The organism is Streptomyces sp. SID12488 (genome assembly GCF_010548275.1).
Lineage (GTDB): Bacteria > Actinomycetota > Actinomycetes > Streptomycetales > Streptomycetaceae > Streptomyces.
The window spans coordinates 19,627-46,088 of record NZ_JAAGLT010000009.1; the positions used below are offsets into that span (position 1 = coordinate 19,627).

General features: G+C 70.2%; 22 protein-coding genes. 11 read left to right on the forward strand and 11 right to left on the reverse strand.

The window, feature by feature from the left end:
• The first annotated feature begins 16 nt into the window (after nt 1-16).
• Nucleotides 17-1,369: a coenzyme F420-0:L-glutamate ligase gene (locus tag G3I56_RS16340; protein ID WP_164409894.1), complete on the forward strand. Its 1,353-nt coding sequence runs from the start codon at nt 17-19 to the stop codon at nt 1,367-1,369.
• Nucleotides 1,370-1,446: 77 nt separating this feature from the next.
• On the forward strand, nt 1,447-2,463 hold the full coding sequence (locus G3I56_RS16345; protein WP_164409712.1) for a DNA-3-methyladenine glycosylase 2 family protein: 1,017 nt from the start codon (nt 1,447-1,449) through the stop codon (nt 2,461-2,463).
• Between the two features lie 162 nt (nt 2,464-2,625).
• Here G3I56_RS16345 and G3I56_RS16350 read toward each other — a convergent pair whose 3' ends face one another.
• Together G3I56_RS16350 and G3I56_RS16355 are read right to left on the reverse strand one after the other, a co-directional pair.
• Nucleotides 2,626-3,708, reverse strand: a complete 1,083-nt coding sequence (locus G3I56_RS16350; protein ID WP_164409713.1) for an NDP-sugar synthase — start codon at nt 3,706-3,708, stop codon at nt 2,626-2,628.
• Nucleotides 3,709-3,766: 58 nt separating this feature from the next.
• Nucleotides 3,767-5,188 carry an N-acetylmuramoyl-L-alanine amidase gene (locus G3I56_RS16355; RefSeq protein ID WP_164409714.1) on the reverse strand — a complete coding sequence of 474 codons (1,422 nt, stop codon included), beginning with the start codon at nt 5,186-5,188 and terminating at the stop codon, nt 3,767-3,769.
• Between the two features lie 120 nt (nt 5,189-5,308).
• Between G3I56_RS16355 and G3I56_RS16360 the strand changes: the two genes are divergently transcribed.
• The 3 genes from G3I56_RS16360 (at nt 5,309) to G3I56_RS16370 (ending at nt 10,576) form a co-directional block, all read left to right on the forward strand.
• Entirely contained in the window at nt 5,309-6,067 is a 759-nt protein-coding gene (locus G3I56_RS16360; RefSeq protein WP_164409715.1) for a TIGR03089 family protein, read from the forward strand.
• Between the two features lie 946 nt (nt 6,068-7,013).
• Nucleotides 7,014-8,771, forward strand: coding sequence for an LCP family protein (locus tag G3I56_RS16365; protein ID WP_164409716.1), 1,758 nt, complete (start codon nt 7,014-7,016; stop codon nt 8,769-8,771).
• Nucleotides 8,772-8,905: 134 nt separating this feature from the next.
• The gene (locus G3I56_RS16370; protein WP_203690016.1) at nt 8,906-10,576 is read left to right on the forward strand and encodes an LCP family protein; all 1,671 of its coding nucleotides are present in this window, start codon (nt 8,906-8,908) and stop codon (nt 10,574-10,576) included.
• A gap of 79 nt (nt 10,577-10,655) precedes the next feature.
• On the opposite strand, the gene G3I56_RS16375 is transcribed toward G3I56_RS16370, so the two are convergent.
• The gene (locus tag G3I56_RS16375; protein ID WP_164409717.1) at nt 10,656-11,705 is read right to left on the reverse strand and encodes a glycosyltransferase family 2 protein; all 1,050 of its coding nucleotides are present in this window, start codon (nt 11,703-11,705) and stop codon (nt 10,656-10,658) included.
• Between the two features lie 262 nt (nt 11,706-11,967).
• Between G3I56_RS16375 and G3I56_RS16380 the strand changes: the two genes are divergently transcribed.
• Both G3I56_RS16380 and G3I56_RS16385 read left to right on the forward strand, forming a co-directional pair.
• Nucleotides 11,968-13,332, forward strand: a complete 1,365-nt coding sequence (locus G3I56_RS16380) for an LCP family protein (RefSeq protein ID WP_164409718.1) — start codon at nt 11,968-11,970, stop codon at nt 13,330-13,332.
• A gap of 157 nt (nt 13,333-13,489) precedes the next feature.
• Nucleotides 13,490-14,812, forward strand: a complete 1,323-nt coding sequence (locus tag G3I56_RS16385) for an LCP family protein (protein ID WP_203690017.1) — start codon at nt 13,490-13,492, stop codon at nt 14,810-14,812.
• Between the two features lie 100 nt (nt 14,813-14,912).
• On the opposite strand, the gene G3I56_RS16390 is transcribed toward G3I56_RS16385, so the two are convergent.
• On the reverse strand, nt 14,913-16,070 hold the full coding sequence (locus tag G3I56_RS16390) for an acyl-CoA dehydrogenase (protein ID WP_164409719.1): 1,158 nt from the start codon (nt 16,068-16,070) through the stop codon (nt 14,913-14,915).
• A 262-nt stretch (nt 16,071-16,332) separates the two neighbouring features.
• On the opposite strand from G3I56_RS16390, the gene G3I56_RS16395 reads away from it, so the two are divergent.
• Nucleotides 16,333-17,676, forward strand: coding sequence for a UDP-glucose/GDP-mannose dehydrogenase family protein (locus G3I56_RS16395; protein WP_164409720.1), 1,344 nt, complete (start codon nt 16,333-16,335; stop codon nt 17,674-17,676).
• 154 nt (nt 17,677-17,830) lie between these two features.
• Here the strand turns inward: G3I56_RS16395 and G3I56_RS16400 are convergent, their stop codons facing one another.
• Complete coding sequence (locus G3I56_RS16400) at nt 17,831-18,340, reverse strand: CGNR zinc finger domain-containing protein (protein WP_164409721.1); 510 nt, start codon at nt 18,338-18,340, stop codon at nt 17,831-17,833.
• Nucleotides 18,341-18,488: 148 nt separating this feature from the next.
• Between G3I56_RS16400 and G3I56_RS16405 the strand changes: the two genes are divergently transcribed.
• Both G3I56_RS16405 and G3I56_RS16410 read left to right on the forward strand, forming a co-directional pair.
• Nucleotides 18,489-18,848, forward strand: a complete 360-nt coding sequence (locus G3I56_RS16405) for a VOC family protein (RefSeq protein WP_164409722.1) — start codon at nt 18,489-18,491, stop codon at nt 18,846-18,848.
• A 56-nt stretch (nt 18,849-18,904) separates the two neighbouring features.
• Nucleotides 18,905-19,300: a VOC family protein gene (locus tag G3I56_RS16410; RefSeq protein ID WP_164409723.1), complete on the forward strand. Its 396-nt coding sequence runs from the start codon at nt 18,905-18,907 to the stop codon at nt 19,298-19,300.
• A 9-nt stretch (nt 19,301-19,309) separates the two neighbouring features.
• On the opposite strand, the gene G3I56_RS16415 is transcribed toward G3I56_RS16410, so the two are convergent.
• The 4 genes from G3I56_RS16415 to G3I56_RS16430 all read right to left on the reverse strand — a co-directional run bounded on the left by G3I56_RS16415 (nt 19,310) and on the right by G3I56_RS16430 (nt 23,495).
• The gene (locus tag G3I56_RS16415; protein WP_164409724.1) at nt 19,310-20,491 is read right to left on the reverse strand and encodes a dipeptidase; all 1,182 of its coding nucleotides are present in this window, start codon (nt 20,489-20,491) and stop codon (nt 19,310-19,312) included.
• 120 nt (nt 20,492-20,611) lie between these two features.
• Entirely contained in the window at nt 20,612-21,799 is a 1,188-nt protein-coding gene (locus G3I56_RS16420) for a dipeptidase (RefSeq protein WP_164409725.1), read from the reverse strand.
• Complete coding sequence (gene purE, locus G3I56_RS16425) at nt 21,796-22,338, reverse strand: 5-(carboxyamino)imidazole ribonucleotide mutase (protein WP_164409726.1); 543 nt, start codon at nt 22,336-22,338, stop codon at nt 21,796-21,798. The genes G3I56_RS16420 and purE overlap by 4 nt, the downstream gene beginning before the upstream one ends.
• Nucleotides 22,335-23,495: a 5-(carboxyamino)imidazole ribonucleotide synthase gene (locus G3I56_RS16430; protein ID WP_164409727.1), complete on the reverse strand. Its 1,161-nt coding sequence runs from the start codon at nt 23,493-23,495 to the stop codon at nt 22,335-22,337. The genes purE and G3I56_RS16430 overlap by 4 nt, the downstream gene beginning before the upstream one ends.
• A 163-nt stretch (nt 23,496-23,658) precedes the next feature.
• Here G3I56_RS16430 and G3I56_RS16435 point away from each other — a divergent pair, with 163 nt between their 5' ends.
• Nucleotides 23,659-24,228, forward strand: a complete 570-nt coding sequence (locus G3I56_RS16435; RefSeq protein WP_164409728.1) for a GtrA family protein — start codon at nt 23,659-23,661, stop codon at nt 24,226-24,228.
• 66 nt (nt 24,229-24,294) lie between these two features.
• On the opposite strand, the gene G3I56_RS16440 is transcribed toward G3I56_RS16435, so the two are convergent.
• A complete protein-coding gene (locus tag G3I56_RS16440; RefSeq protein ID WP_164409729.1) occupies nt 24,295-25,569 on the reverse strand; it encodes an ATP-binding protein in 1,275 nt (424 codons plus the stop codon).
• Between the two features lie 156 nt (nt 25,570-25,725).
• On the reverse strand, nt 25,726-26,403 hold the full coding sequence (locus G3I56_RS16445) for a response regulator transcription factor (RefSeq protein ID WP_164409730.1): 678 nt from the start codon (nt 26,401-26,403) through the stop codon (nt 25,726-25,728).
• Between the last annotated feature and the right edge of the window lie 59 nt (nt 26,404-26,462).

Consider the following 26,462-nt stretch of genomic DNA (forward strand, 5'->3'; position numbering starts at 1 on the left):
TTCCAGTGAGGGTGCGATCGGTACGGGTACCGGTGGCGGTAGTGGTAGTGGTAGCGGCGACGGTGACGGGTATCGGGTCTGGGCCGTGGGTGGGATGCCCGAGGTTCAGCCCGGGGACGATCTCGCGAAGCTCATCGCCGCCGCCGAGCCCGGGCTGCTCGACGGGGACGTGCTGCTCGTCACCTCGAAGATCGTGTCCAAAGCCGAGGGCCGCGTCGTCGAGGCGGCGGACCGGGAGGCCGCGATCGACGCCGAGACCGTGCGGGTCGTCGCCCGGCGCGGGCCGCTGCGGATCGTGGAGAACCGGCAGGGCCTGGTGATGGCCGCGGCCGGCGTCGACGCCTCCAACACGCCCTCCGGGACGGTGCTGTTGCTGCCCGAGGATCCCGACGCGTCCGCGCGTGCGGTCCGGGACGGCCTCAGAGACGCGCTGGGCGTCGACATCGGGGTCGTCGTGACCGACACCTTCGGACGACCCTGGCGCGCCGGGCTCACGGATGTGGCGATCGGCGCCGCGGGCGTGCGTGTGCTCGACGATCTGCGCGGGGGCACCGACGCGCACGGCAATCCGCTCTCCGCGACGGTCGTGGCGACAGCCGACGAACTGGCCGCCGCCGGGGATCTGGTCAAGGGCAAGGCGTCGGGACTGCCCGTCGCCGTCGTACGCGGGCTGCCGCATGTGGTGGTCGAGGGCGATGACGACGGTGAGGATGCGGGGGCCCGGGCTCTGGTGCGCGACGCCCGCGACGACATGTTCCGGCTCGGTACGTCGGAGGCCGTACGGGAGGCGGTGACCCAGCGGCGTACGGTGCGGGCCTTCACGGACGAGCCCGTGGACCCCGGCGCGGTACGGCGGGCGGTGGCCGCCGCGGTGACCGCGCCCGCTCCTCATCACACGACGCCCTGGCGCTTCGTACTGCTGGAGTCGGAGCGGTCGCGGACAGAACTGCTCGACGCGATGCGGGACGCCTGGATCGCGGATCTGCGGCGGGACGGGAAGAGCGAGGAGTCCGTCGGGAAGCGGGTGCGGCGGGGGGATGTGCTGCGGGCGGCGCCGTATCTGGCGGTGCCCTGTCTCGTGATGGACGGGTCGCACACGTACGGGGACGCCCGGCGGGACGGGGCCGAGCGGGAGATGTTCGTGGTCGCGGCCGGGGCCGGGGTACAGAACTTCCTCGTCGCGCTCGCCGGTGAGCGGCTCGGGTCGGCGTGGGTGTCGTCCACGATGTTCTGCCGGGATGTCGTGCGGGAGGTGCTGGGGCTGCCGGCGGGGTGGGATCCGATGGGGGCGGTCGCGGTCGGGCATCCGGCTCAGGCGCCGCAGCCTCGGGTGGATCGGGATGCGGGGGCGTTCATCGAGGTGCGGTGAGATGTTGTGGGGGCTGTCCCCCTTGGAGGGTTCGCTTCTTCTGGGTTTGTTCGTTCTTCGCATGCTAGGGACGGTTCGTGGCAGGACGGTTCGTTTCTCGGCCCTCCCAGCCCACTCGTACGACCGTGCGGGGTGGGCATGTCGTCGTGCCCGGTGGAGTGCCGCGGCAGGCCGGCGCGCCGGGGCGGACCCGGACCTGGGTGCCCGGTGTGCCGCTCGACCTCGGGCTGGTTCTGGGGCCGTTGCGGCGGGGGCCGGGCGACCCCACGTTCCGGGCGGCGCCGGACGGGTCCGTGTGGCGGGCCAGCCGTACGCCTGCCGGGGCCGGGACGTTGCAGGTCGCGCTGCGGGACGGGGTGGTCCGGGGGGAGGCGTGGGGGCCCGGGGCCGAGTGGCTACTGGAGCGGTTGCCCGAGTTGCTGGGGTCGGCCGACGATCCCGAGGTGTTCGCGCCTCGGCACCGGATCGTCGCGCTCGCGCGGCATCGGCGGCCGGGGTTGCGGCTGACCCGGACCGGACTGGTCATGGAGTCGCTGATTCCGTCCGTGCTGGAGCAGAAGGTCACGACCGACGAGGCCTATCGGGCCTGGCGGTTGCTCGTACGGAAGTTCGGGGAGCCTGCGCCTGGGCCCGAGGGTCTGCCCCCAGGGTTGTTCGTTGCGCCCGCGGCTCGGGACTGGGCTCTGATTCCGTCCTGGGAGTGGCATCGGGCCGGGGTCGATGACAAGCGGGCGTCGACGATTCTGCGGGCTGTCCGGGTCGCGGGGCGCCTGGAGGAGGCTGTGGCGCTGGATCCGGAGCGGGCGCGGGCTCGGCTGGAGGTGGTTCCCGGGGTGGGGCCGTGGACCTCGGCGGAGGTTGTGCAGCGGAGTCATGGGGCGGCGGACGCGGTGACTGTGGGGGATCTGCATCTGCCGGGGATCGTCGGGTTTGCGCTGGCGGGGGACCGGGATGCGGATGACGAGGTGATGTTGTCGTTGCTGGAGCCGTATGCGGGGCAGCGGCATCGGGCGGCTCGGTTGATTCTGCTGAGTGGGCGTACGCCGGGGCGGCGGGGGCCGCGTATGCGTAAGGGAGATATCGGGCGGCTGTGAGGGGGGTGTTTCCTCGCCCCCGCCGCCCCTACCCGTCCCATCCTGAACCTGAGGGCTGCGCCCCCAGACCCCCGCTTCGGTCCTGAAGGGGCCTCGTCCTCAAACGCCGGACGGGCTGAAGATGCCTGGGCCGGGGCTTCATGCGTGGGTGGGAAACCCTGCCTACTGGTCCGACGAGAAGCGGAGTGCGCCCGGTGGGATTCTCGCGTCGCACCACACCCGTACACCCTCCCTCAGTTCGTTGTCGGCGCCGATGATCGCGCCGTCGCCGATCACCGTGCCCGTGAGGACCGAGCGTTCGCCCACGCGGGCCCTTGCGCCGATCAGGGAGTCGGTGATGACCGCGCCCGGTTCGACCACCGCGCCCGCCAGGATCGTGCTGCCCGAGACGCGTGCGCCCTCCGCCACGAAGGCGCCCTCGCCCACCACCGTGCCGCCGGTCAGCTTGGCGTCGGGGGCCACCCGGGCGGAGGGGAGGATCAGGCGGTCGCCGCAGCGGCCGGGGACGGCGGGGGACGGGGCGCGGCCCAGTACCAGGTCCGCCGAGCCGCGTACGAAGGCCGCCGGGGTGCCCAGGTCCAGCCAGTACGTGGAGTCGACCAGGCCTTGCAGGTGTGCGCCGATGGAGAGGAGTTCCGGGAACGTCTCCCGCTCCACCGACACCGGGCGGCCTGCCGGGATCGTGTCGATGACCGAGCGGCGGAAGACGTACGCCCCCGCGTTGATCTGGTCGGTGACGATCTCCTCGGGGGTTTGCGGCTTCTCCAGGAACGCTGTCACCCGGCCGGTCGCGTCCGTGGGGACCAGGCCGTAGGCCCTCGGGTCCGTTACTCGGGTCAGGTGGAGGGAGACGTCCGCCCGCGTCGACTCGTGGGTGCGGACGAGGGCCCTGATGTCCAGGCCCGTCAGGATGTCGCCGTTGAAGACCAGGACCGGGTCGTCGGGGGCGGAGTGCAGGCGCGAGGCGACGTTGCGGATCGCGCCGCCCGTGCCGAGGGGTTCGTCCTCGGTGACGTACTCCAGATGGAGGCCGAGCGACGAGCCGTCACCGAAGTGCGGTTCGAAGACCTCGGCCAGGTAGGAGGTCGCCAGGACGATGTGCTCAACCCCCGCCGCTCTCGCTCTCGCCAACTGGTGCGTGAGGAAGGGGACCCCGGCCGCCGGGACCATCGGCTTCGGGGTGTGCACGGTGAGCGGACGCAGCCGGGTGCCCTTGCCGCCGACCAGGAGGATCGCTTCTGTCACCTGTCGTCCCTGCTTCCTGCCGGGACCGACCGAAACGCCGTCCGGTCGGCCGAAGTCCTCATCGCCCCTGGTACTTGGCCGCCGACTTGCGCGCCGAGCCGAGTTTGTCGTAGAGCAGCCGGCCCGGGCACTCGGTGGCGAAGCCGTCCCGGTGGCCGGAGATCACGTTGAGTCGTACGTTCTTTCCCTTTTGATAGAGATTGCCACCACCCGACTTCAGGTATGTCTTCGCGTTCGGATTGACCCCGTACAGGCCCAACTTCCAGGCGGTCAGCCGGGCGATCGCACTCACTGCCGATTTGGACGGCTTGGAGCTGCCGAAAGTTCCGAGGACGGCGATCCCCATGCTGTCGGTGTTGAATCCGAGCGTGTGTGCGCCCATCACGGGCTTCGCCATCCCCCCGGCGCGCCCCTCGTAGATGTTTCCGCACCGGTCGACGAGGAAGTTGTAGCCGATGTCCCGCCAGCCGCTGCTCAGCACGTGGTAGCGGTAGATGCCGCGGATGAGGGACGGGACGTCCTTGCACCAGTACTTGTTGCCCGAGGCCGTGTGGTGCACGAAGGCCGCCTTCACCTTCTTCGTGTAGACGAAGCCGGGTTCGCGCAGCGTCTCGTCCGCACCCCAGCCTCGACGTGTGACGATCCGCGGGCGCGGGCCGATGTACGGCTTCACCCGTCGCTCTTCCGGTCTCGTTCCCGTCTCCTGCCGTCGCAGCGTCAGCGCCTCTTCCTCCGTCTGCTGTCTGTTCAGCGCCGGGATCTCGGTGGCGCCGAGGGGAGCGAGGTCCGCGTTGGCCGCCGCCGACTCCGCCGACTCCGCGGACCCGGTGGTGTACCCGGTCTCCGTCTGCCCCGTCGCGCGAGTGCGCTGCCGCGCGGGTGTCGCGGATGCCTTGCCCGGGTCCACCAGTTCGAGGCGGAGGCCCGCGGGGAGGGGGGACCGGGTGCCCGGCGCGCCCCCCTCGCCGTCCGCCCGTACGCGCACCTCCACGCCGTCCGAGTCGCCCACCCACAGCGGCGCCGTGGAACCGCGGACCCGGCCCGAGACCCGCTCGGCAGTGCCGGGGTCGGCCGCGTGTTCGTGGTTGTGCGTCTCGACGTCCTGCCAGCCGGACCAGTGACCGCCGGCGGCCTCCCGGGTACGCACCTGGACCTCGCCGTACAGCTCGGTGTCCGGGTTGTCCCAGACGACACCGACCAGCGAGAAGTGCCGTACGTCCGGACGGTACAGACCCTGTTCGGCGGCCGGGCCGAGGGTACGGTCGCCGGGGCGGGGGGCCAGCGGGAGCGACTGGGTGCTGCCGGGGACGGTGGAGGCGGCGGGAGCCACCGGGGCCGTCTGAGCCGGTCTTGCCTCGGCGGGTCTCGCCGAGGCCGAGGCCGGGGTTGTGGGCAGGGTCAACGGGAGCGCCAGGGCTGTTGCGCATACGACGCCGATGGAAGAAGAAAGATATCCACGCATGCCCCTGATCCTGGACATAGTCATACATATCTGTCCAACGATGAACTGACGGGCCGTCTGGCGTGTTCACCCGAACCGGTGGCTCCGGCAGTCGGCCCGCGCCCACCGCCACGCGGACCCCTGCGTACTCTTGCGCGGGTGAACGCCACCGATCGCACCCCTGCCGACCTGCTGCGTTCCGCGCTCGCCGCGGACCCCGCACGCCCCCTGGTGACCTTCTACGACGACGCCACGGGTGAACGAGTCGAATTGTCCGTGGCCACCTTCGCCAATTGGGTGGCCAAGACCGCGAATCTCCTCCAGGGCGAGCTGTCCGCCGAACCCGGTGACCGGGTCGCGCTGCTGTTGCCCGCGCACTGGCAGACGGCGGTGTGGCTGCTGGCGTGCTCGTCGGTGGGTGTCGTCGCCGACATGGCGGGCGAGCCCGGTACGGCCGACATCGTCGTCAGCGGGCCCGACACACTGGACGCGGCGCGCGCGTGTTCCGGTGAGCGGATCGCGCTCGCGCTGCGGCCGTTGGGCGGGCGGTTCCCGCAGGTGCCGGCAGGCTTCGCCGACTACGCGGTGGAGGTGCCGGGACAGGGGGACCGGTTCGCGCCGTACGCGCCCGTCGATCCGGAGGCGGCGGCGCTGATCGTGGCCGGGGCGGAGTTCACGGGAGCGGAGGTCGTGGAACGGGCCGGGGCGGATGCGGTGGAGTTCGGGCTTACCGGGCCGGGGTCACGGCTGCTGTCGGGGTTGGGGTACGACACGTGGGACGGGGTCAGCGCGGGGTTGTACTCGCCTCTCGCCACCGGGGGGTCTGTGGTGCTGTGCCGGCATCTTGAGCGGGCGAGTGAGGATGCGGTGGCCCGGCGGGTCGAGGACGAGCGGGTCACGGCTACGCGCCGCGGGTAGGGGGTGCGTTGCGTTTCGGCTGTGCCCCGGTGGGGACTTGTCGCGCTCACGCGGCGGAGCCGTACGTGTCACAGCTGCACGCCTCTGGGCGAGTGCCGGCCCCGGCGTTCAGCCGTTCGGGCCATTGGCGAGGCCCTCAGGACCGCGCCCAGGTCATGGTCGTAGGAGCACATGCCCGTACGACCATGAGGGGGCGCCCGGTCGCGACCGGCGCCGTACGCGTCCTCGGGCTCGCCCAGAAGCTCGCACGAGGGCTTGTGGCGCCCTGAGCCGTACGGGGGTTGGTGCGGCCAGGCGAGCCTGGACACCGGGTACGACGTCTGGGGGCACCCCCTCTGGGGGAGCGCGAGGCCCCTGGTCCACCAGCCGGAGTCACCCCGGATCACAATGCCGCCGGCGAGCTCGCGAGGTACGAGAAAGCGCGGCCTGCCTCGCGCGCACCCCGCCCCGGCCGGTGTGCATGGTTCGTGCGAATTGATGCGCGGAATGCGCGACTTTCCTGTCGAACGTGTGCAGTTCATGACCGTTCCACGGGAGTCGTACGCCTACTACACAAATCGCGACCAGCTTGCCGAGCCGGAAGCCGGAAGCCGTTCCAGCGGTTGCCGGACGGGCGCGCCGGTCGCCGTCACGGCGGAAATGCCGGTTCGGGGCGATTCCTTCACCCCGCCCCCGTACTCACTTTTCGCGGCAACACGGCCGATCGGGGTGCCTACGGGTAAAGCGCTTGCCAAGTCAGCGGTCTTTAGTTCAAGAAAATGGGTGGATTGCCCAGGTGTAGGGACGTGGAATTTGTCACCGTCGTCGCTTGACGCCCAACCAGACGGATAGTGTGAGCGATCCGGTGCGTCAGGACACGTGTCGTGTGCACACCGGCAGACCGAGAGACCCGAGCGCCTTGGTAGGGGGAAAGGCGCCGCGTGGCCCCGACGGAGGATGCAGAACCGTGGACGCGCAAGGCCGTGGGCGGGCGGACGACATCGACCCCGCAGACCAGTGGGTGCTCAACCCGAGCACCGGCGAATACGAACTGCGACTGACTCCCTCCGCACCGCAATCAGCGGTCCCGGGACCTCGTCGAGCCACACCCGCCAACGCGGGTGCCGGACGCGGGCGTTCGGCGGCGCCGGAGCGGGAGCAGGAGCGAGAGACGCACGGGGTGCCCGGCACGCCCGGGCAGGTACCGCCGCCGAGACGGCGACGCGGTGTGCCCGAGGAGCCGCTCCCCGGGCGGCGCCGCTCGCGGGCCCCGGAGAAGAAGAAGTCGAAGGCCAAGAAGGTGCTGCTCTGGACGGGCGGGACCATGGCCTTCGTCATGGTGGCCGCCACCACGGCCGGCTACTTCTACCTCAAGCACCTTGAGGGCAACGTCCAGACGACGGACATCGGCACGGCGGGCAAGTCCGGCTTCAGCAAGGACGAGGCCTTCAACATCCTCATCATCGGCACGGACAAGCGCACCGGTGCGGGCAACGAGGCCTACGGCGACGCGGGCAGCGTCGGGCACGCGGACACGACGATCCTGCTGCACGTCTCCAAGGACCGGACGAACGCGACCGCGCTGAGCATTCCGCGTGACCTGATCGTCGACGTCCCGGACTGTCCGACCATCCTGCCCGACGGGTCCGAGAAGATCGTCCGGGGTACCCAGGACGTCCGCTTCAACACCAGCCTCGGGCAGGACGATCGCGACCCGGGCTGCACCATGCGCACGGTGAAGGCGGTCACGGGTATCTCGCCGGACCACTTCATGATGGCCGACTTCAACGCGGTGAAGACGTTGACGACGGCGGTGGGCGGGGTCGAGGTCTGCGTGGCCAAGGCCGTCAACGACAAGGAGTCGAAGCTGAAGCTGCCCGCCGGCAAGTCGACGGTCGAGGGGGAGCAGGCGCTCGCCTTCGTCCGTACGCGGCACAGCTTCGGCAACCAGGGCGACCTGGACCGGATCAAGGTGCAGCAGCAGTTCCTCAGCTCGCTGATGCGCAAGATGTCCTCCAGCGACACCCTGACCAACCCGGCCAAGCTGCTGAAGCTCGCGGAGGCGGCCACCAAAGCGCTGACCGTGGACACCGGCCTCGGCAAGGTCTCCACGCTGAAGGATGTCGCGCTGGAGCTGAAGAAGGTGCCGACGAAGAACATCACCTTCCTGACCGTCCCGGTGGTCGACAACCCTGCGGAGCAGGTCCGGGCGACGGTTGTCGTCGGCCCGACGGGCCCCGAGGTGTTCAACGCGATCGCGAACGACGTGTCGTTCACCGCCGTCAAGCAGCAGAAGGCGAAGGAGGCGGCTGCCGTCGCGGCGCGCCTCAAGGGCACCAAGTCCGAGGCCTCCGAAGTGCGGGTGCGGATCCTGAACGGCGGTGCCGTCGGCGGCTCCGCACAGGCTGTTCTTAACTACCTGCAGAATGATGAGGGCGTGACGAAGTCCGAGAACGCGGGCAACGCTCCGGCGGAGCTCGCGAAGACGACGCTGGAGTACGCGCCCGACCAGGCCGACCAGGCCCGGCGGCTGGCCGCCATCATGGGGCTGTCCGGTTCGGCCATGAAGCCCGGCGAGAGTGTGAAGAACTCCCAGGGGCTGCCCACCATGACGCTGACCCTGGGCAAGGACTTCAAGGAGGCCGGCGTCTCGCTCACCGCGCCGGCGAAGGCGCCGAGCGTGGACGGACAGTCCACGGCGGACAAGGTGAAGTGCGCCAGCTGAGCATTCCGAATTGATCAATGGGCATCTGCGCCAGATGTTTTTGGTGCGCCGGTTGACCTGACAGGCCTGTCTTGCGTCTTACGGGACGCGAGGCAGGCCTGTTCGACGGCGGCGCAAGGGTGGGAGGCAGGGGAATGACGCAGAGCAGTGTGCATGGGGAGGGGACGCGACCTGGCGTCCGGCCTGCTCGGGTTCCGGGGCAGAGAGACGGCGCGCACGAGCAGGAGAGCGACTCCGGCGAAGACGACAGCAGTGGCGGAACCGGCAGCGGCGGTCCGACAGGAAGACAGCGACAGCCCGGCAGACGCAAGGTGCTGCGCTGGTCGGCGGCGACCCTCTCGCTGCTAATCCTCGCCACCGCCGGCATCGGATACCTGTACTACGAGCACCTGAACAGCAACATCCAGAAGGGCAAGCGCAGCAGCGGCGACTCCAAGGCGCAGAAGACCGAGGCGAACGCGGCCGGGCAGACTCCGCTGAACATCCTGCTGATCGGCTCGGACAGCCGTAACTCCGACGCCAACGTGTCCCTGGGCGGTGACAAGGCCAACCGCGGCAACCCGCCGCTGGGCGACGTCCAGATGCTGATGCACGTGTCCGCCGACCGCAAGAGCGCGGCTGTGGTGAGCATTCCGCGCGACACCCGGGTCGACATACCGAAGTGCACGGACCCCGACACCGGTGCGAAGTTCGCGGCGACCAACGACATCATCAACACCTCGCTGGCCCGGGGCGGCGCCGGCTGCACGCTGGCCACCTGGCAGAACCTCACCGGGGTCTACATCGACCACTGGATGACGATCGACTTCGCGGGCGTGGTGAAGATGGCCGACGCCATCGGCGGTGTCGAGGTCTGTGTGAAGCAGAACGTGTGGGACCACCCGCTGCCCGGTGTGTCCGGCGGCTCCGGGCTCAAGCTCACGGCCGGCAAGCACAAGGTCAAGGGCAAGCAGGCGCTGCAATGGCTGCGTACCCGGCATGCCTTCTACAGCGACCTGGGGCGTGCCAAGGCCCAGCACATGTACATGAACTCGATGATCCGCACGCTGAAGGCGCAGAACGTCTTCACGGACGCCGGACGGCTCACCGGACTGGCCGAGGCTGCCACCAAGTCGCTGACGGTGTCCGAGGAGCTCGGCACGGTCAAGGAGCTGTACGACCTGGGCATGCAGCTCAAGTCGGTGCCGACCGACCGCATCACGATGACGACGATTCCGACCGTCGTTGACCCCCAGAACGCGAACCATCTGGTGACGGCCGGCGACGACGCCGAGCAGGTGTGGACGATGCTCCGCGACGACATCGCCTTCGACGACAAGGGCGGCGCCGCGGCGACGAAGGCTCCGACGGCCGCGGCCTCGGCGACGGCCTCGACGGACCCGGCGGCCGATCCCGGAAAGATCGGCGTGCTCGTGCAGAACGGCACCCGGACGGCCACCCTCGCCGCGGTCGGCCGCCGGGCGACCGCGATCAGCGCGGTCCTCTCGGCCAAGGGTTTCACCAACGCGGCGGCGGACACGTCCGGTTCACTCTCCGTGGAGAAGACGGTCGTGCACTACCCGAGCGCCGATCTGGCGGGCGACGCCCAGCTCGTCGCCAAGTCCCTCGGGATCCCGGCGAGTTCGGTGAAGAAGTCGACGGACGTCTCCGGCGTGACGGTGACCGTGGGCGCCGACTGGCGCGAGGGCAAGGCGTATCCGAAGCAGACGGCTCCGAAGGCCGGTCAACTGCCCACCACCGCCGACAAGGTGGTCGGTTCGGACACCGACGCGTGCATGGAGGTCTACTCGCCCTACCGCTGGTGACGGCCGCCGCGCCGGTTGTGGGGAAACGAGTCGGGGCCTGCCGTCAATGACTGACGGCAGGCCCCCGACTCGTTGTCGTTCAGGCCGCGTTCGCGCCGTCGAGCACCGCCGGCCGACGGGCCGCGATCACCTTGCGGGCAAGCGACTTGGGGCTCGTCAAAAAGCCCCAGCCCCAGCACATGTGCATGGTGGCGAGGGCGACGGGGATCTGCAGGCGGGCCTTCAGGGAGAGCCCCTTGCCGGCCGGGACCGAGCCCGCCGCGATGGCCGCGAGGTAGCCGCCGGGCACCAGGAAGGCCCACGGGGTCAGTACGGCGCCCAGCAGCACGCCCGCCGCTATCGCCAGTACGGCGGTGGGCGGGGCGAGGTAGCGCAGGTTGATGGAACCCTCGTGGTAGCGGGCCACCACGTGGCGCCAACGGCCGTAGTCCTTGTACTGCTTGGCCAGCGCGCGCACAGAGGGCCTCGGCCGGTACGACACCCGCAGCTCGGGCGAGAACCAGATGAGGCCGCCCGCCTCCCGGATCCGGAAGTTCAGCTCCCAGTCCTGGGCGCGGATGAACTCCACGTTGTAGCCACCCTGTTGTTCCAGAGCGGCGCGCCGGAAGACACCCAGGTACACGGTCTCGGCGGGCCCGGCCACGCCTCCCGTGTGGAAGGCGGCGTTGCCGACCCCGATCTTCGAGGTCATCGCGGCGGCCACCGCGTGCTCCCAGGCGTTCTCGCCCTCGGCGTGCATGATCCCGCCGACGTTCTGCGCGCCGGTCTCGTCGAGGAGACGTACGGCGGTCGAGATGTAGTCGGGCGAGAGCATGCCGTGTCCGTCGACGCGTACGACGACGGGGTGGCGGGAGGCCTTGATCGCTGCGTTCAGCGCGGCGGGCGTGCGGCCGGTCGGGTTGGGGACGGTATGGACGCGTTTGCTTGTACCGGCCGTTTCGCGTACCAGCTCGGCGGCGATCTCGTCCGTGCGGTCCGTGGACGGACCGAGGGCGATGACGACCTCCATCTCGCCGGCGTACTCCTGGGCGAGGATCGCTTGGACGGCTCCACGCAGATGCCGCTCCTCGTCGAGGACGGGCATGATCACGGACACGGCGGGCAGCGGCACGTCGGGCTTGGCGTTCATAGGGGGCTCACGTTACCGCGAACGGGGGACACCGACGCGCGCCGCCCGCTCCCTGACCCGGGCCGCAGATCGTATGGGCCTACGGTGCTCACGGATCCCACGTTCGGCCCACTCCCCCTCCCCCGGCCTGCCTTCGCGGAGGTGTTCCCCCATGCCCGCGTCTCCCGCATCCCCTCGCTCCCCCGGTTCCCCGCAGCGCCGGCCACGGCCGTCGTCCGGGCGCCCGCGTCCACCCGTACGGCGGAAGAAGCCCCGTTGGGCCATGCGGGCGGTGACGACGCTGTCCGTCGTGGTGCTCGCCGCGGCCGGGATCGGGCACGCGGTGGTCACCAGCCTCGACGCCGACATCGCCCGCGTCGACCCCTTCAAGGACATGAAGAACCGTCCGCGGGCCGGTCACGGCATGAACGTGCTGCTGGTCGGCACGGACAGCCGGGAGAAGATCAGCGAGGCCGAGCGGCGCAAGTACCGGCTCGGCGGCGCGCCCTGCCACTGCACCGACACGATGATGATCGTGCACATCTCGGAGGACCGGGAGCGGGCGAGCGTGGTCAGCCTGCCGCGCGACTCGTACGCCCGGACGCCCCCGCACACCGACCGCAACACCGGGCACCGGCACGGCGGACATGTCATCAAGCTGAACGCGGCGTACGCGGAAGGCGGTCCGAACCTCACCGTGCGGACGGTGGAGAACATGACGCACGTGAAGATCGACCACTACCTGGAGATCGACTTCACCAGCTTCATGAAGACGGTGGACGTGCTGGGCGGAGTCGAGATCTGTACGCCCAAGCCGCTGAAGGACTCGTACACCGGGCTGAACCTGACGGCCGGGGAGCATGAGCTGAACGGCGGGGAGGCGTTGCAGTACGTGCGTTCACGGCATGCCGACGGATCCTCCGACCTGGGGCGGATGCAGCGACAGCAACGCTTCATGGCGGCGCTGATGGCGCAGTCCACGTCGTCCGGGGTGCTGCTGAACCCGATGAAGTTCCGGGACATCACCCGGGCGGTGCTCGGGTCGGTGCGGGCGGACAAGGAGTTCGGCACGGGTGAGCTGCTCGACCTCGGGCGGGCCATGCGGCACTTCTCCCCGTCGTCGTCCGAGTTCACGACCGTGCCGATCGGGCGGATGGGGTTCGCCGTGAAGGGCATCGGTTCGACGTTGAAGTGGGACGACGCGAAAGCGGGGCGGTTGTTCCGGGCATTGCGGGAGGACGAGCCGCTGTCGGTGCGGAAGGGCGGGGGCGGCGGCAAGGGCGGGGCACCGGTGCGGGTGGAGGTGGCACCGCAGCAGATCCGGGTGCAGGTCGAGAACGGGACGCGCACGGTGGGGCTGGGGCGGAAGGTGGACCGCGCGCTGGCCGCGACGGGGTTCCGGACGACCCGGGTGCCGGTGAACGCGCGGGAGCGGGGGGCGACGGTACGGACGGTCATCGCGTACGACCCCCGGTGGGACCGTTCCGCGAGGTCGCTGGCGGCGGCGCTGCCGGGGAGTTCGCTGCGGGTGGTGCGGGGGCAGGGGGCGCTGCTGAAGGTGACCGTCGGGGCGGATTATCAGGGGGTACGGAAGGTCCGGGTCGGGGAGTTCGGGGTGACCACGGGGGATGAGGTGGGGTGTCGGTGAGGGATTTTTCCCACCTGCGCGTTTCCAGCCCCCGGCAAGGACCCGTAACCCGGCCAGGCGCACACATGGGCGATTTGTGTCAGCTTCGCAACAGCAGTGCTCCTAATTTCCTACGACCCTTGTATAGGGCATAGCTCAGCACTGCACACTGGTCCGCATGAACGATTGGCCAGGCGCGTGGTCCGACGACAACCGCGACAACCGCTACGGACGTGGCAGCGCGAACGCACAGCCCGAGAGTGCGCGCGTGATGCGGCAGGCCCAGCGCGGCCAAGGCGGCCCGGGCGGTCAGAACCCGGCCGCCCCGCCGTACGGCGGCGGGGTGCCCCAGCAGCAGCCGTACGCCGGTGACCAGGGCCAGGGCCCTTACGGCAACGGCTACGACAGCGGGTACAACACCGGCCAGGTCTACGGCGGCGCGCCGCAGGCCGGTGGCTCGGGCGGCGGGCCGGGCGGGCCCGGCGCCATGGGGAGCGGCGGACATGGTCCCCGCTCCGCACCGAACTGGCGCAAGCGGATCAAGTGGACCGCGATCACGGTGGTCACGCTGCTGGTCGTGGTGTCCGTCGGTACGTACTTCTGGGCCGACGGCAAGCTGAACCGCCAGGTCGACCTGTCCAAGGTCATCGACCGGCCGGACGGCGGCAAGGGCACCAACTATCTGATCGTCGGCTCCGACAGCCGTGAGGGCATGTCGGCCGAGGAGAAGAAGGCGCTCCACACCGGCTCCGCCGAGGGCAAGCGCACCGACTCGATGATGATCCTGCACACCGGCGACAACGGCCCGACGCTCATCTCGCTCCCCCGTGACTCGGACGTGGAGATCCCGACGTTCGTGGGCTCCGAGTCCGGCAAGACGTACAAGGGCACGGGCAAGCACACCAAGCTGAACGCGGCGTACGCGACGGACGGGCCCGAACTGCTCGTCCGTACCGTCGAGTTCAACACCGGCCTGCGGATCGACCACTACGTGGAGATCGGCTTCGCCGGCTTCGCGAACATCGTGGACGCGGTCGGCGGTGTGGAGCTCACCATCCCCAAGGGCGGGATGAAGGACACGAAGTCCGGCGCCAACTTCACGGCGGGCCAGCAGACCCTCAACGGCGAGCAGGCCCTGGCCTTCGTCCGCACCCGGTACGCCCTCGCGGGCAGCGACCTCGACCGTACGAAGAACCAGCAGAAGTTCCTCGCGGCGCTGGCGAGCCAGACGGCGACGCCGGGCACGATCCTGAACCCCTTCAAGCTGTATCCGACGATGAGCGCGGGCCTCGACACCCTGATCGTCGACAAGGACATGGGCCTGTTCGACCTGGGCGACATGTTCTGGGCAATGAAGGGCGTCACGGGCGGCGACGGCAAGTCCATGAACATGCCGATCTCGGGCTCGACCGGCGGCAACCTCGTCTGGGACAAGGCGAAGGTGAAGACGCTGGTGACCGAACTGAAGAACGACGACAAGGTCACCGTCTCCGGCAACTGAGCGAACGCGCGGCCGGCCTTCACGACAAACCCGTTCGCCCCTGCCCGATCCATCGGGCAGGGGCGAACGGTCGTTCGTGCCGGGTTACCGGGATACCGGGTTACGGCAGGTTGCGGGCCATCACGATCCGCTGGACCTGATTCGTTCCTTCATAAATCTGCGTGATCTTGGCGTCGCGCATCATGCGCTCGACCGGGTAGTCGCGGGTGTAGCCGTAGCCGCCGAGGAGCTGGACCGCGTCCGTGGTGACCTCCATCGCCACGTCCGACGCGAAGCACTTCGCCGCCGCGCCCTGGAAGGTGAGGTCCTTGTCGCCGCGCTGGGACTTGGCCGCCGCCGCGTACGTCAGCTGACGCGCGGCCTCGATCTTCATCGCCATGTCGGCGAGCATGAACTGGATGCCCTGGAAGTCGGCGATCGGCTTGCCGAACTGCTTGCGCTCCTTGACGTACCCCTTGGCGTAGTCGAGGGCGCCCTGCGCGATGCCCAGGGCCTGCGCGGCGATCGTGATGCGGGTGTGGTCCAGGGTCTGCATCGCGGTGGCGAAGCCGGTGCCCTCGTCGCCGATCATGCGGTCGGCCGGGATGCGGACGTTGTCGAGGTAGACCTCGCGAGTCGGGCTGCCCTTGATGCCGAGCTTCTTCTCCGGGGCGCCGAAGGAGACGCCCTCGTCGGACTTCTCGACGACGAACGCCGAGATGCCCTTGCTGCGCTTGGTGGGGTCGGTCACGGCCATCACCGTGTAGTACTCGGACTCGCCCGCGTTGGTGATCCAGCGCTTCACGCCGTTGAGTACGTAGAAGTCGCCGTCGCGGACCGCCCTCGTCTTCATGCCGGCCGCGTCCGAGCCCGCGTCGGGCTCCGAGAGGCAGTACGAGAACATGCCCTCGCCCTTGGCGAGCGGAGTCATGTACTTCTTCTTCAGGTCCTCCGAGCCGGAGAGGATCACGGGCAGCGAGCCGAGCTTGTTCACCGCCGGGATCAGGGACGAGGAGGCGCACACCCGCGCGACCTCCTCGATCACGATCACGGTGGCCAGCGCGTCCGCGCCCGCGCCGCCGTACGACTCCGGTACGTGCACCGCGTGCAGGTCGTTGGCCACCAGCGCGTCGTGGGCCTCCTGGGGGAAGCGTGCTTCCTCGTCCACCGCCGCGGCGTACGGCAAGATCTTCGCCTCGGCCAGGGAGCGGATCGCGTCACGGAGCATGTCGTGCTCCTCCGACGGGCGGTACAGGTCGAAATCAGCCGATCCGGCCAAGGTCTCTCACGCTCCAAAGACGCTGTGTGACTGACGCTAACTACCGTTAAGTAACCCAGTAGGTAATCCAAATTTTAAGGGCCTGCCCACCCCGGTGATACGTGAGCTTGGCGACAGGGGGGACTTCCGGGGGCTCCGCGGCGACTCCGAGGGATTCTGCCCCGTGAAGGCCCGCAACAGCCCCTGCCAGGCCGTGCCAGGCCCACGACTATGCTCGCCATCGCACACACGACCACCCCCAGGCCACACCCCAGGAGCACCCATGGCTCTCAAGATCACCGTGATCGGCACCGGATACCTCGGGGCCACCCACGCCGCCGCCATGGCCGAGCTCGGTTTCGAGGTGCTGGCACTGGATGTCGTGGAGGAGAAGATCGACCTGCTGCGGCGCGCGCAGGCCCCCATGTACGAGCCCGGACTCGAAGAGCTGCTGCGCAAGCATGTCGCCGGGATCGAGGGGTCCACCGGGCGGCTGCGCTTCACCATGGACTGGACCGAGGTCGCCGCCTTCGGCGACATCCACTTCGTCTGCGTGAACACCCCGCAGAAGCACGGCGAGTACGCCTCCGACATGTCGTACGTCGACGCCGCGATCGAGTCCCTCGCCCCGCACCTCACCTCGCCCACCCTCGTCGTCGGCAAGTCGACCGTGCCCGTCGGCTCGGCGGACCGGCTCGCCCGGACGATCGCCGGGCTGGCGCCCGCCGGCGCTGACGCCGAGCTGGCCTGGAACCCGGAGTTCCTGCGCGAGGGCTTCGCCGTCCAGGACACGCTGCACCCGGACCGGCTCGTGGTCGGCGTACGGAGCGAGCGGGCCGAGAAGCTGTTGCGCGAGGTGTACGCCACGCCGATCGCGGAGGGGACCCCGTTCGTCGTCACCGACTTCCCGACCGCCGAGCTGGTGAAGACCTCCGCGAACTCGTTCCTGGCCACCAAGATCTCGTTCATCAACGCCATGGCGGAGGTCTGCGAGGCCGCCGACGGGGATGTGGCGAAGCTCGCCGAGGCGATCGGGTACGACGACCGGATCGGCAAGAAGTTCCTGCGGGCCGGGATCGGCTTCGGGGGCGGGTGTCTGCCCAAGGACATCCGGGCGTTCATGGCGCGCGCCGGTGAGCTGGGCGCGGACCAGGCGCTGACCTTCCTGCGCGAGATCGACTCGATCAACATGCGCCAGCGCGGCCAGATGGTGGAGCTGGCCCGGCAGGCGCTGGGCGGCGGCCCGTTCCTCGGGAAGCGGGTCGCGGTGCTCGGCGCCACCTTCAAGCCCGACTCGGACGACGTCCGTGACTCGCCCGCCCTCAACGTCGCCGGGCAGATCCACCTCCAGGGCGGCCAGGTGACGGTGTACGACCCGAAGGGCATGGCCAACGCACGCAAGGTCTTCCCAACGCTCGCGTACGCCGACACGGCCCTGGAGGCGGTCCGGGGCGCCGACGCCGTACTGCACCTGACGGAGTGGCGGGAGTTCCGCGAGCTGGACCCGGCGGTGCTGGGCGAGGCGGTGGCCCACCGGCTAGTCCTGGACGGGCGCAACGCCCTCGACCCGGCGGTGTGGCGGAAGGCCGGCTGGACGTACCGCGCGATGGGGCGGCCCACCGCCTGACGGCCGCTTGAGGCTGACGGAGTCCGGCCCGGGAAAGGACGCCGGTCCGGCCGAGGCTCAGTCGGCCGGACCGGCGCCTGCCCCATTCTCCACATCCCGGCCACGCTTCGGGACCCGCATCCCAAATCCCGGGCGGCCACTCCACGCGGGGCCCCTACTTCGCGCGGTACCGGCGCATCTTCGCGCGTGCCCCGCACACCGACATGGCGCACCAGCGGCGGCGCCCGGCGGGGCTGCGGTCGTAGTACGCCCAGTGGCACTCTGGCAGCTCACAGGCCTTCAGGCGCAGCCAGGTGCCGTCGGTGAGCGCCTCCGCGACGGCCGCCGCCACGCGGGAGAGCAGCGGGCCCTCCTCGGCGGCGGTCAGCCGGGCCGAGCCGTCCCGTTCGTCGACGGTCACCAACAGCGGGGCGCGGGACAGCAGTTGACCCAGGGGCGTGACGGCATCGTGCGGTGGATGCCCGGCGTGGGCGAGGCAGACGGCCCGCAGGGACTCCCGCAGCTCCTTCACGGCCGCCAGGTCCCGTTCGGTGATCTCCGCGATGCCGAACGCGGTACGCCCCTCGACGGTGTCCAGCGCTTCCCGGCCCGATTCCAGGCCCCTGGTGTTCACCAGGGCCTCCACGAGGGCCAGCCCCCCGGGCGCGGACCCGTTCTCGCTCATATGGGCGACATTACCTCCTCGCGTTACCTCCTATGCGCGGGCATCCGGTAACCGTTACCGTATGAGCCGGGTCAACCGGTAACAACGGGGTACCCGGAACGCCAGGGAGCAGCAGAGAGCACTGAGCAGGCAATCGACGGAGGAACCCATGCCCATCGCCAAGTTCGACCAGGTCGTCCTGGACTGTCCCGACCCCGGCGCGCTCGCCGCCTTCTACGCCGGGCTGCTGGGCGGCACGCCCGAGGTCCAGGAGGACTGGGTCGACCTGCGGGTCCCGGACGGGCCGGGCCTGGCCTTCCAGGCCACCCCCGGCCACGTGCCCCCGAAGTGGCCGTCGGCCGACGGCTCGCAGCAGTTCCATCTGGACGTGACCGTGGCCGACCTGGACGCGGCCGAGCGGGAGGTGCTCGCGCTGGGCGCGAAGCCGCTGGAGACGGAGGACCGGGCCCGCTCCTTCAGGGTCTACGCCGATCCGGCTGGGCACCCGTTCTGCCTCTGCGTGGGCTGAACAGGCCTGACGGACGTGACAGACGTGCCGAACCGCCTTACCGACCGGAGGAACCCATGACGCCCGTAGCCCGTTTCCGTACCGTCGTCCTCGACTGTCCCGACCCGCACGCGCTGGCCCGTTTCTACGCGGGGGTCCTCGGCGGTACGCCCACGGAAGGGGAGCCCGAGTGGGTCGTGCTCCACGTCTCCGGCGGGCCGCGGCTGGCCTTCCAGCAGGCGCCCGGGTACGCCCCGCCCGAGTGGCCGCGGGCCGATCACGCCTCGCAGCAGTTCCACCTCGACCTGGACGCCGGCTCCACCTGGGCGGAGCTGGACTCGGCCCAGGAGGCTGTCCTCGCGCTGGGCGCCCGCCCGCTGGACCTGGACGACCAGGACGGGAAGCGGGACTTCAGGGTGTACGCCGATCCGGCGGGGCATCCGTTCTGCCTCTGCCGGATCGAGCGCACCTGAGCAGCCGAATCAGCCGTCCAGCTCCGCGATCCGTGCCGTGGACGGCTCCCGGCGTTGCTGGGCCGCCTTGGCCGTGAAGTCGGCGCTGCGCAGGACGCGCTGAACGTTTCCCCAGGTGAGGAGACCGATGTCAGGCTCGGTCCAGCCGCGGCGAAGGAGTTCGGCGATCAGGTTCGGGTAGCAGGAGGCGTCGCCGAGTTCCTGGGGGTGGGCGCTGCCGGAGTCGTACGTGCCGGACAGGCCGACGCACTCCGGGCCCGCGACCGCGCGGACATGGTCGAGATGGTCGGCGACGTCACGGACGGACGGCCCGGTCTGCTCGGCCGTCAGCGGCACCAGGCACAGCCCCCTGGCCGCGCCCAGCTCGGCGAGCGTCTCGTCTGGGAGGTTGGCGGGGTGGGGGCGCAGGGCGCGGGCCGCGGAGCGGGTGCACAGGACCGGCGCCTTGGAGATCGTGACGGTACGGCTGATGGTGGCCGGGGAGGCTCCCGAGAGGTCGGCCAGCACGCCGAGCCGGTTCATCTCGCGGACCACCTCCTCGCCGAACCGGGTCAGCCCGGCCTCGCTCGCCCAGGACGTGCCCGCGAGGGTGAGCACGCGCAGGCCCAGGGAGTGCAGGACGCGCAGGATGCCGATCGAGTCGTCGAGCGCGGCTGCGGCGGCGGGCCCGAGGACGACAGCGACCCGTCCGCAGTTGCGGGCGTCGGTGACCTGCCCGGCGGTGTCCGCGAGACGCAGCCCCTCGGGGTGGCTGCGAGCCACCGTCCTGACCAGGTCGAGCTGCTCCAGGGTGGCGCCGACGGCCCGGTCCCCGGTGAGCCCCTCAGGCAGGTGCAGCGCCCAGAACAGCGCGCCCACGTGGCCGCGTCGCATGCGGGGCACATCGGTGTCGACGGTGCTCTCACCGAGCTCCAGGTCGTACCAGGCGAGGTGCCGCAGCGCCCAGGGCAGTCCGCTGTAGCCGTCGGCGACGGGGTGCTCGGCGAGGACGGCGTGGGCACGGTCGAGGGGGTCGGCGGTGTCCTGGTCGGAGAGATCGGAAAGGGCCGAGAGGGCGGAGAGGTCGAAATCCGTCGCCTGGTCGTCGTGGGGGTGGTCGTCGGGCTCCGGCATGGAGACGGGCGGGGGCAGCGGAGGGTCGAGTTTCCCGACCTCGGCTGTGGTGTGCAGTTCGTCCTGCAGGTCGGCCATGACGGGCTCCGTACGTCGTGATCTACCGCGTGATCGCAATACGGTCACCGTCGCACGGAGCCGAGGGGGCTTCCTGGTGGGTGGGGCGTTCGGGGGTACGCCCTGGCCGCCGAGTCCGCCTCAGCCGTCCAGCTCCTCCAGCGTGGCGTTGGACGGCCCCCGCCTGCTCTGTTCCTCCCGTGCCACGTCCTCGGCCGCCCCCAGCACCCGTACCGCGTTGCTCCAGGTCAGCTTGGCGAGGTCGGTCTTCGACCAGCTCCGGTCGAGGAGTTCCGCGATGAGATTCGGGTAACCGGAGACATCGTTCAGCCCGTCCGGGGTGAACGCCGTGCCGTCGTAGTCGCCGCCGATGCCCAGGTGGTCGACGCCGGCCACCTCGCGCATGTGGTCCAGGTGGTCGGCGACCGTCGAGACCGTGGCGATCGGGCGCGGGTTCGTCTCCTCGAAGGCCCGGTGGACCTTCATCGCCTCGGGGGTCGTGGCGAGGTGGTGGAAACCGTGGTCGCGCATGTTGTCGTCCGCGGCGGCCGTCCAGTCGACGGCGGCCTGGAGGACGAACTTGGGCACGAACGTCACCATCGCCATCCCGCCGTTGCCTGGCAGGCGTTCCAGGACGTCGTCGGGGATGTTGCGCGGGTGGTCGCACACCGCGCGCGAGGAGGAGTGGGAGAAGATCACCGGTGCAACGGACGTGTCCAGCGCGTGCCGCATCGTCGTCGCGGCCACGTGGGAGAGGTCGACGAGCATGCCGAGGCGGTTCATCTCCCGGACCACCTCGCGGCCGAACTCCGACAGCCCGCCGACGCCCGGCTCGTCCGTCGCCGAGTCCGCCCACGCCACGTTGTCGTTGTGGGTGAGGGTCAGATAGCGCACGCCCAGTTCGTACAACCCCCGCAGGGTGCCGAGGGAGTTGGCGATCGAGTGACCGCCCTCGGCGCCCATCAACGAGGCGATACGGCCTTCGCGCCGGCCCGCCTCCATGTCGGCGGCCGTGAGGGCGGGCCGCAGGTCGTCGCCGTATCGCGCGATCAACTGACGTACGCAGTCGATCTGTTCGAGGGTCGCGGGCACCGCGTCGGGCAGGTCCGAGCGGACGTACACCGACCAGTACTGCGCGCCGACCCCGCCCTCGCGCAGGCGCGGGATGTCGGTGTGCAGGTGGGCGTGCTGGGCGGTTGCGATGTCGCGGGCGTCGAGGTCGTAGCGGACCTGTTCGCGCAGCGCCCACGGGAGGTCGTTGTGGCCGTCGACGACCGGGAACTCGCGCAGGAGTTCCCGGGCCTGCTCCAGGGAGCTCACCGACGTCACTTCCCGAAGCCGAAGCCGCTGCCGCCCGCGCCGCTGTCGACCTTGGCGCGCAGCCGCTTGCCCTTCTCGGTGGCCTGGTCGTTCAGCTCCTGCTGGAACTCCCGCATCCGGCCGAGGAGTTCCTCGTCGTGCGAGGCCAGGATGCGGGCCGCCAGCAGGCCCGCGTTGCGCGCCCCGCCGACCGAGACCGTGGCGACCGGCACACCGGCCGGCATCTGCACGATCGACAGCAACGAGTCCATGCCGTCGAGGTACTTGAGGGGCACCGGGACACCGATCACGGGGAGCGGGGTCACCGACGCCAGCATGCCGGGCAGGTGGGCCGCGCCGCCCGCGCCCGCGATGATCGTCTTCAGCCCGCGGTCGGCGGCCTGCTCGCCGTACGTGATCATCTCGCGCGGCATGCGGTGCGCGGACAGGACGTCGACCTCGTAGGCGATCTCGAACTCGTCGAGGGCCTGGGCGGCGGCCTCCATGACGGGCCAGTCGGAGTCGGAACCCATGACGATGCCCACGAGGGGGCCTGCGACGGGACTCATTCGGTGATCGTGCCTCTCAGATAGCCGGCTGCGTGACGGGCGCGCTCCAGCACGTCGTCCAGGTCGTCGCCGTAGGTGTTGACGTGGCCGACCTTGCGGCCGGGCTTCACGTCCTTGCCGTACATGTGGATCTTGAGCTGGGGGTCGCGGGCCATGCAGTGCAGGTAAGCGGAGTACATGTCGGGGAAGTCGCCGCCGAGGACGTTCGCCATGACCGTCCATTTGGCGCGCGGGCGCGGATCGCCGAGGGGGAGATCGAGGACCGCGCGGACGTGGTTGGCGAACTGGCTGGTGATCGCGCCGTCCTGGGTCCAGTGGCCCGAGTTGTGCGGACGCATCGCCAGTTCGTTGACGAGGATGCGACCGTCACGGGTCTCGAACAGTTCGACGGCCAGGTGGCCGACCACGCCGAGTTCCTTGGCGATGCGCAGGGCCAGTTCCGTGGCCTGGAGGGTCAGCTCCTCGGCGATGCCGGGCGCCGGGGCGATGACGGTGTCGCACACGCCGTCGACCTGCTGCGACTCGACGACCGGGTACGCGACGGCCTGGCCGTGCGGGGAGCGGACGACGTTCGCCGCCAGTTCCCGTACGAAGTCGACCTTCTCCTCGGCCAGGACCGGCACACCGGCCCGGAAGGGGTCGGCGGCGTCCGCCGCGGACCGGACGACCCACACGCCCTTGCCGTCGTACCCGCCGCGGACCGTCTTGAGGACGACCGGAAAGCCGTCCCCCTCATCGCCTTCGGGCACGCCCTCGGCCGCGAAAGCCACCACGTCCGCGACGTCGCGGACGATGCGATGGCGGGGGCACGGCACCCCGATCTCGTCGAGCCTCGCCCGCATCACGCCCTTGTCCTGGGCGTGCACGAGCGCGTCGGGGCCGGGGCGGACGGGGATGCCGTCCGCCTCCAGGGCCCGTAGATGCTCGGTCGGGACGTGTTCGTGATCGAAAGTGATCACATCGCACCCCTGCGCGAAGGCGCGCAGCGTCTCCAGGTCGCGGTAGTCGCCGATGACGACATCGCCGACGACCTGCGCCGCGGACTCCTGCGGGGTGTCACTGAGAAGCTTGAACCTGATGCCGAGCGGGATGCCCGCCTCGTGTGTCATACGAGCGAGCTGCCCCCCGCCGACCATGCCGACTACCGGGAACGTCACCCTCCAAGAGTATCGGCGAGTATCCGGTCGGCCATCCCGGCCTGATTTCACGCATTACACGCCTGTGACTCGATGCGCACAGGCAAGCCCCAGAGGGGGTGGTTAGCATGGCTGGGTTGACGAAATCCCACACTGCGATCCCACAGACGGGGGCCGACAGACCATGGAACATGGTTCCGAAGCTGGTTCCGACGGGCTTCATACGACGCCCCGGAGCGCCGTACGCCGACGATTCGACCAGTTCGCGGCCGAGGTGGCGAGGTTCGGGGCGGTGGGAACGGCGGGGCTTCTCGTCAACCTGCTCGTGTTCAACCTGGTGCGCAGTACGACCGACCTCCCGGTCGTCCGCGCCGGTGTCACCGCCACGGTCGTCGCGATCTGTACGAACTACATCGGCTTCCGTTACTTCACGTACCGGGACCGCGACAAGAGCGGCCGCACGAAGGAACTGACGCTGTTCCTGCTGTTCAGCGCGGTCGGACTGGTCATCGAGAACGGCGTGCTCTACGCGGCGACCTACGGCTTCGGCCTGGACAGCCCGCTGCAGAGCAACGTCTTCAAGTTCGTCGGGATCGGCGTCGCGACGCTGTTCCGCTTCTGGTCGTACCGTACGTGGGTGTTCCGTACGCTTCCGGCGCGGGAGGCTGTGGCCAGCGCGGAGTCGTTCCTGGAGCCTATCCCCGAGGGTCGGACGATTCCGGAGGGCCGGAACCAGCGTCAGCGGGTGGGTTGAGCGAGTTCGGTTCAGTGCGGCGCCGTCGTGGCTTGTCGCGCAGTTCCCCGCGCCCCTAAGGGGCGCTTATCGGACCGTCCGCTCCTCCTCGCCCCCCACCGACTTCTTCAGCGGGGTCCGGGACAGGAAGAGGCCGAAGACCGGCGGCTGCTGCTGGAGCAGTTCCAGGCGGCCCGCGTCGGCCTCCGCGAGGTCGCGGGCGACGGCGAGGCCGATGCCCGTGGAGTTGCGGCCGCTGATCGCACGCTCGAAGATCCGGGCGCCCAGGTCGGTCGGGACGCCGGGTCCCTCGTCCGTGACCTCGATCACCGCCTGGTTGCCGATGACGCGGGTGCGCAGGGCGACCGTGCCGCCGCCGTGCATGAGCGAGTTCTCGATCAGGGCGGCCAGCACCTGGGCGACCGCGCCCGGCGTGCCGACGGCCTGCAGATGCCGCTTGCCGGAGGTGACGATGGCCCGGCCCTCGCTGCGGTAGGCGGGGCGCCACTCGGCGAGCTGCTGCTGGATGACCTCGTCGAGGTCGAAGGAGACGGCAGAGCCGGTGCGCGGGTCGCGGGCGTTGGTGAGGAGCCGTTCGACGACGTCCGTGAGGCGTTCGACCTGCGTGAGCGCGATCGTGGCCTCCTCCTTCACCGTCTCCGGGTCGTCGGTGAGGGTGATCTCCTCCAGACGCATGGACAGGGCGGTGAGGGGCGTACGCAGCTGGTGCGAGGCATCCGCGGCCAGCCGGCGCTCGGCGGTGAGCATCCGGGCGATACGTTCCGCCGAGCTGTCCAGCACATCCGCGACCCGGTCGAGCTCCGGGACGCCGTACCGCTTGTGACGGGGGCGCGGGTCGCCCGAGCCGAGGCGTTCGGCGGTCTCGGCGAGGTCGGTGAGCGGCGAGGCCAGCCGGTTCGCCTGCCGTACGGCGAGCAGGACGGCTGCGATGACGGCGAGCAGCGCGACGGCGCCGATGATCAGCAGGGTGCGGCCGACCTCGCGGGTCACGGAGGAACGGGGTTCCTCGACCCGGACGGTCTCGCCCTCCTCGCCGTCCTCCTCGGCGGAGATGACGTCACCGACGGGCTGGTCCCCGACCTCGATCGGCGCGCGGCCGGGGATGCGCACGACGGCGTACCGGTCGCCGGTGACGAGGCCGCGGAGGACCTTGGAGTTGATCTGCTCGTCCCCGAGGATGCGGCTGTCCACGATGCTGGCCAGCCGCACGGCCTCGGAGTCCACCCGGTCCTGGGCACTCGTACTGATCGTCCGCGTCTCGACGATGACGAGCGACACACCGAACACGGCGATCACCACGAGCACGACGGCAAGGGTGGACTGAATAAGACGACGACGCACAGGCCCTCCGGGAGCGATGGCATAGCGGCGACCAGGCGCCCTGGAGCAGCCCCGTCAGGGGCGCCTCCAGGGGCGCGGGGAACTGCGCGGCCAGCCCCCACCGGGCCCGCAGCCGCACACACCGCACAGCCCCCGGAGGGTTACGCGCGTAGTTCGCTAACTCTTCTCGAACCGGAAACCGACGCCCCGGACAGTCGCGATATACCGGGGGTTGGCGGCATCGTCGCCCAGCTTCTTCCGCAGCCACGAGATGTGCATGTCGAGGGTCTTGGTCGACGACCACCACGTCGTGTCCCACACCTCACGCATCAGCTGGTCGCGGGTCACGACCCGCCCCGCGTCGCGCACAAGCACCCGCAGGAGGTCGAACTCCTTGGCGGTGAGCTGGAGTTCCTCCTCACCCATCCACGCGCGGTGCGACTCGACGTCGATGCGCACGCCGTGCGTTGCGGGCGGCTGCTGCGGCTCGGACGCGCCGCGCCGGAGCAGGGCCCGGACACGCGCGAGCAGTTCGGCGAGCCGGAAGGGCTTGGTGACGTAGTCGTCGGCGCCCGCGTCGAGGCCGACGACGGTGTCCACCTCGTCGGCGCGCGCGGTCAGGATGAGGATCGGGACGGTCAGCCCCTCGGCACGCAGTCGGCGGGCCACTTCGAGGCCGTCCATGCCGGGCAGGCCCAGGTCCAGGACGACCAGGTCGATACCGCCCTGGATGCCTGCGTCGAGCGCGGTCGGGCCGTCCTCGCGCACCTCGACCTCGTAGCCTTCCCGGCGCAGTGCGCGGGCCAGCGGCTCCGAGATGGACGCGTCGTCCTCAGCGAGCAGTACACGGGTCATGAGCTGATGGTAGACCGCCCTGGACGCCGCCCGGGGTGTGACCAGGCGTTCTTGATTCT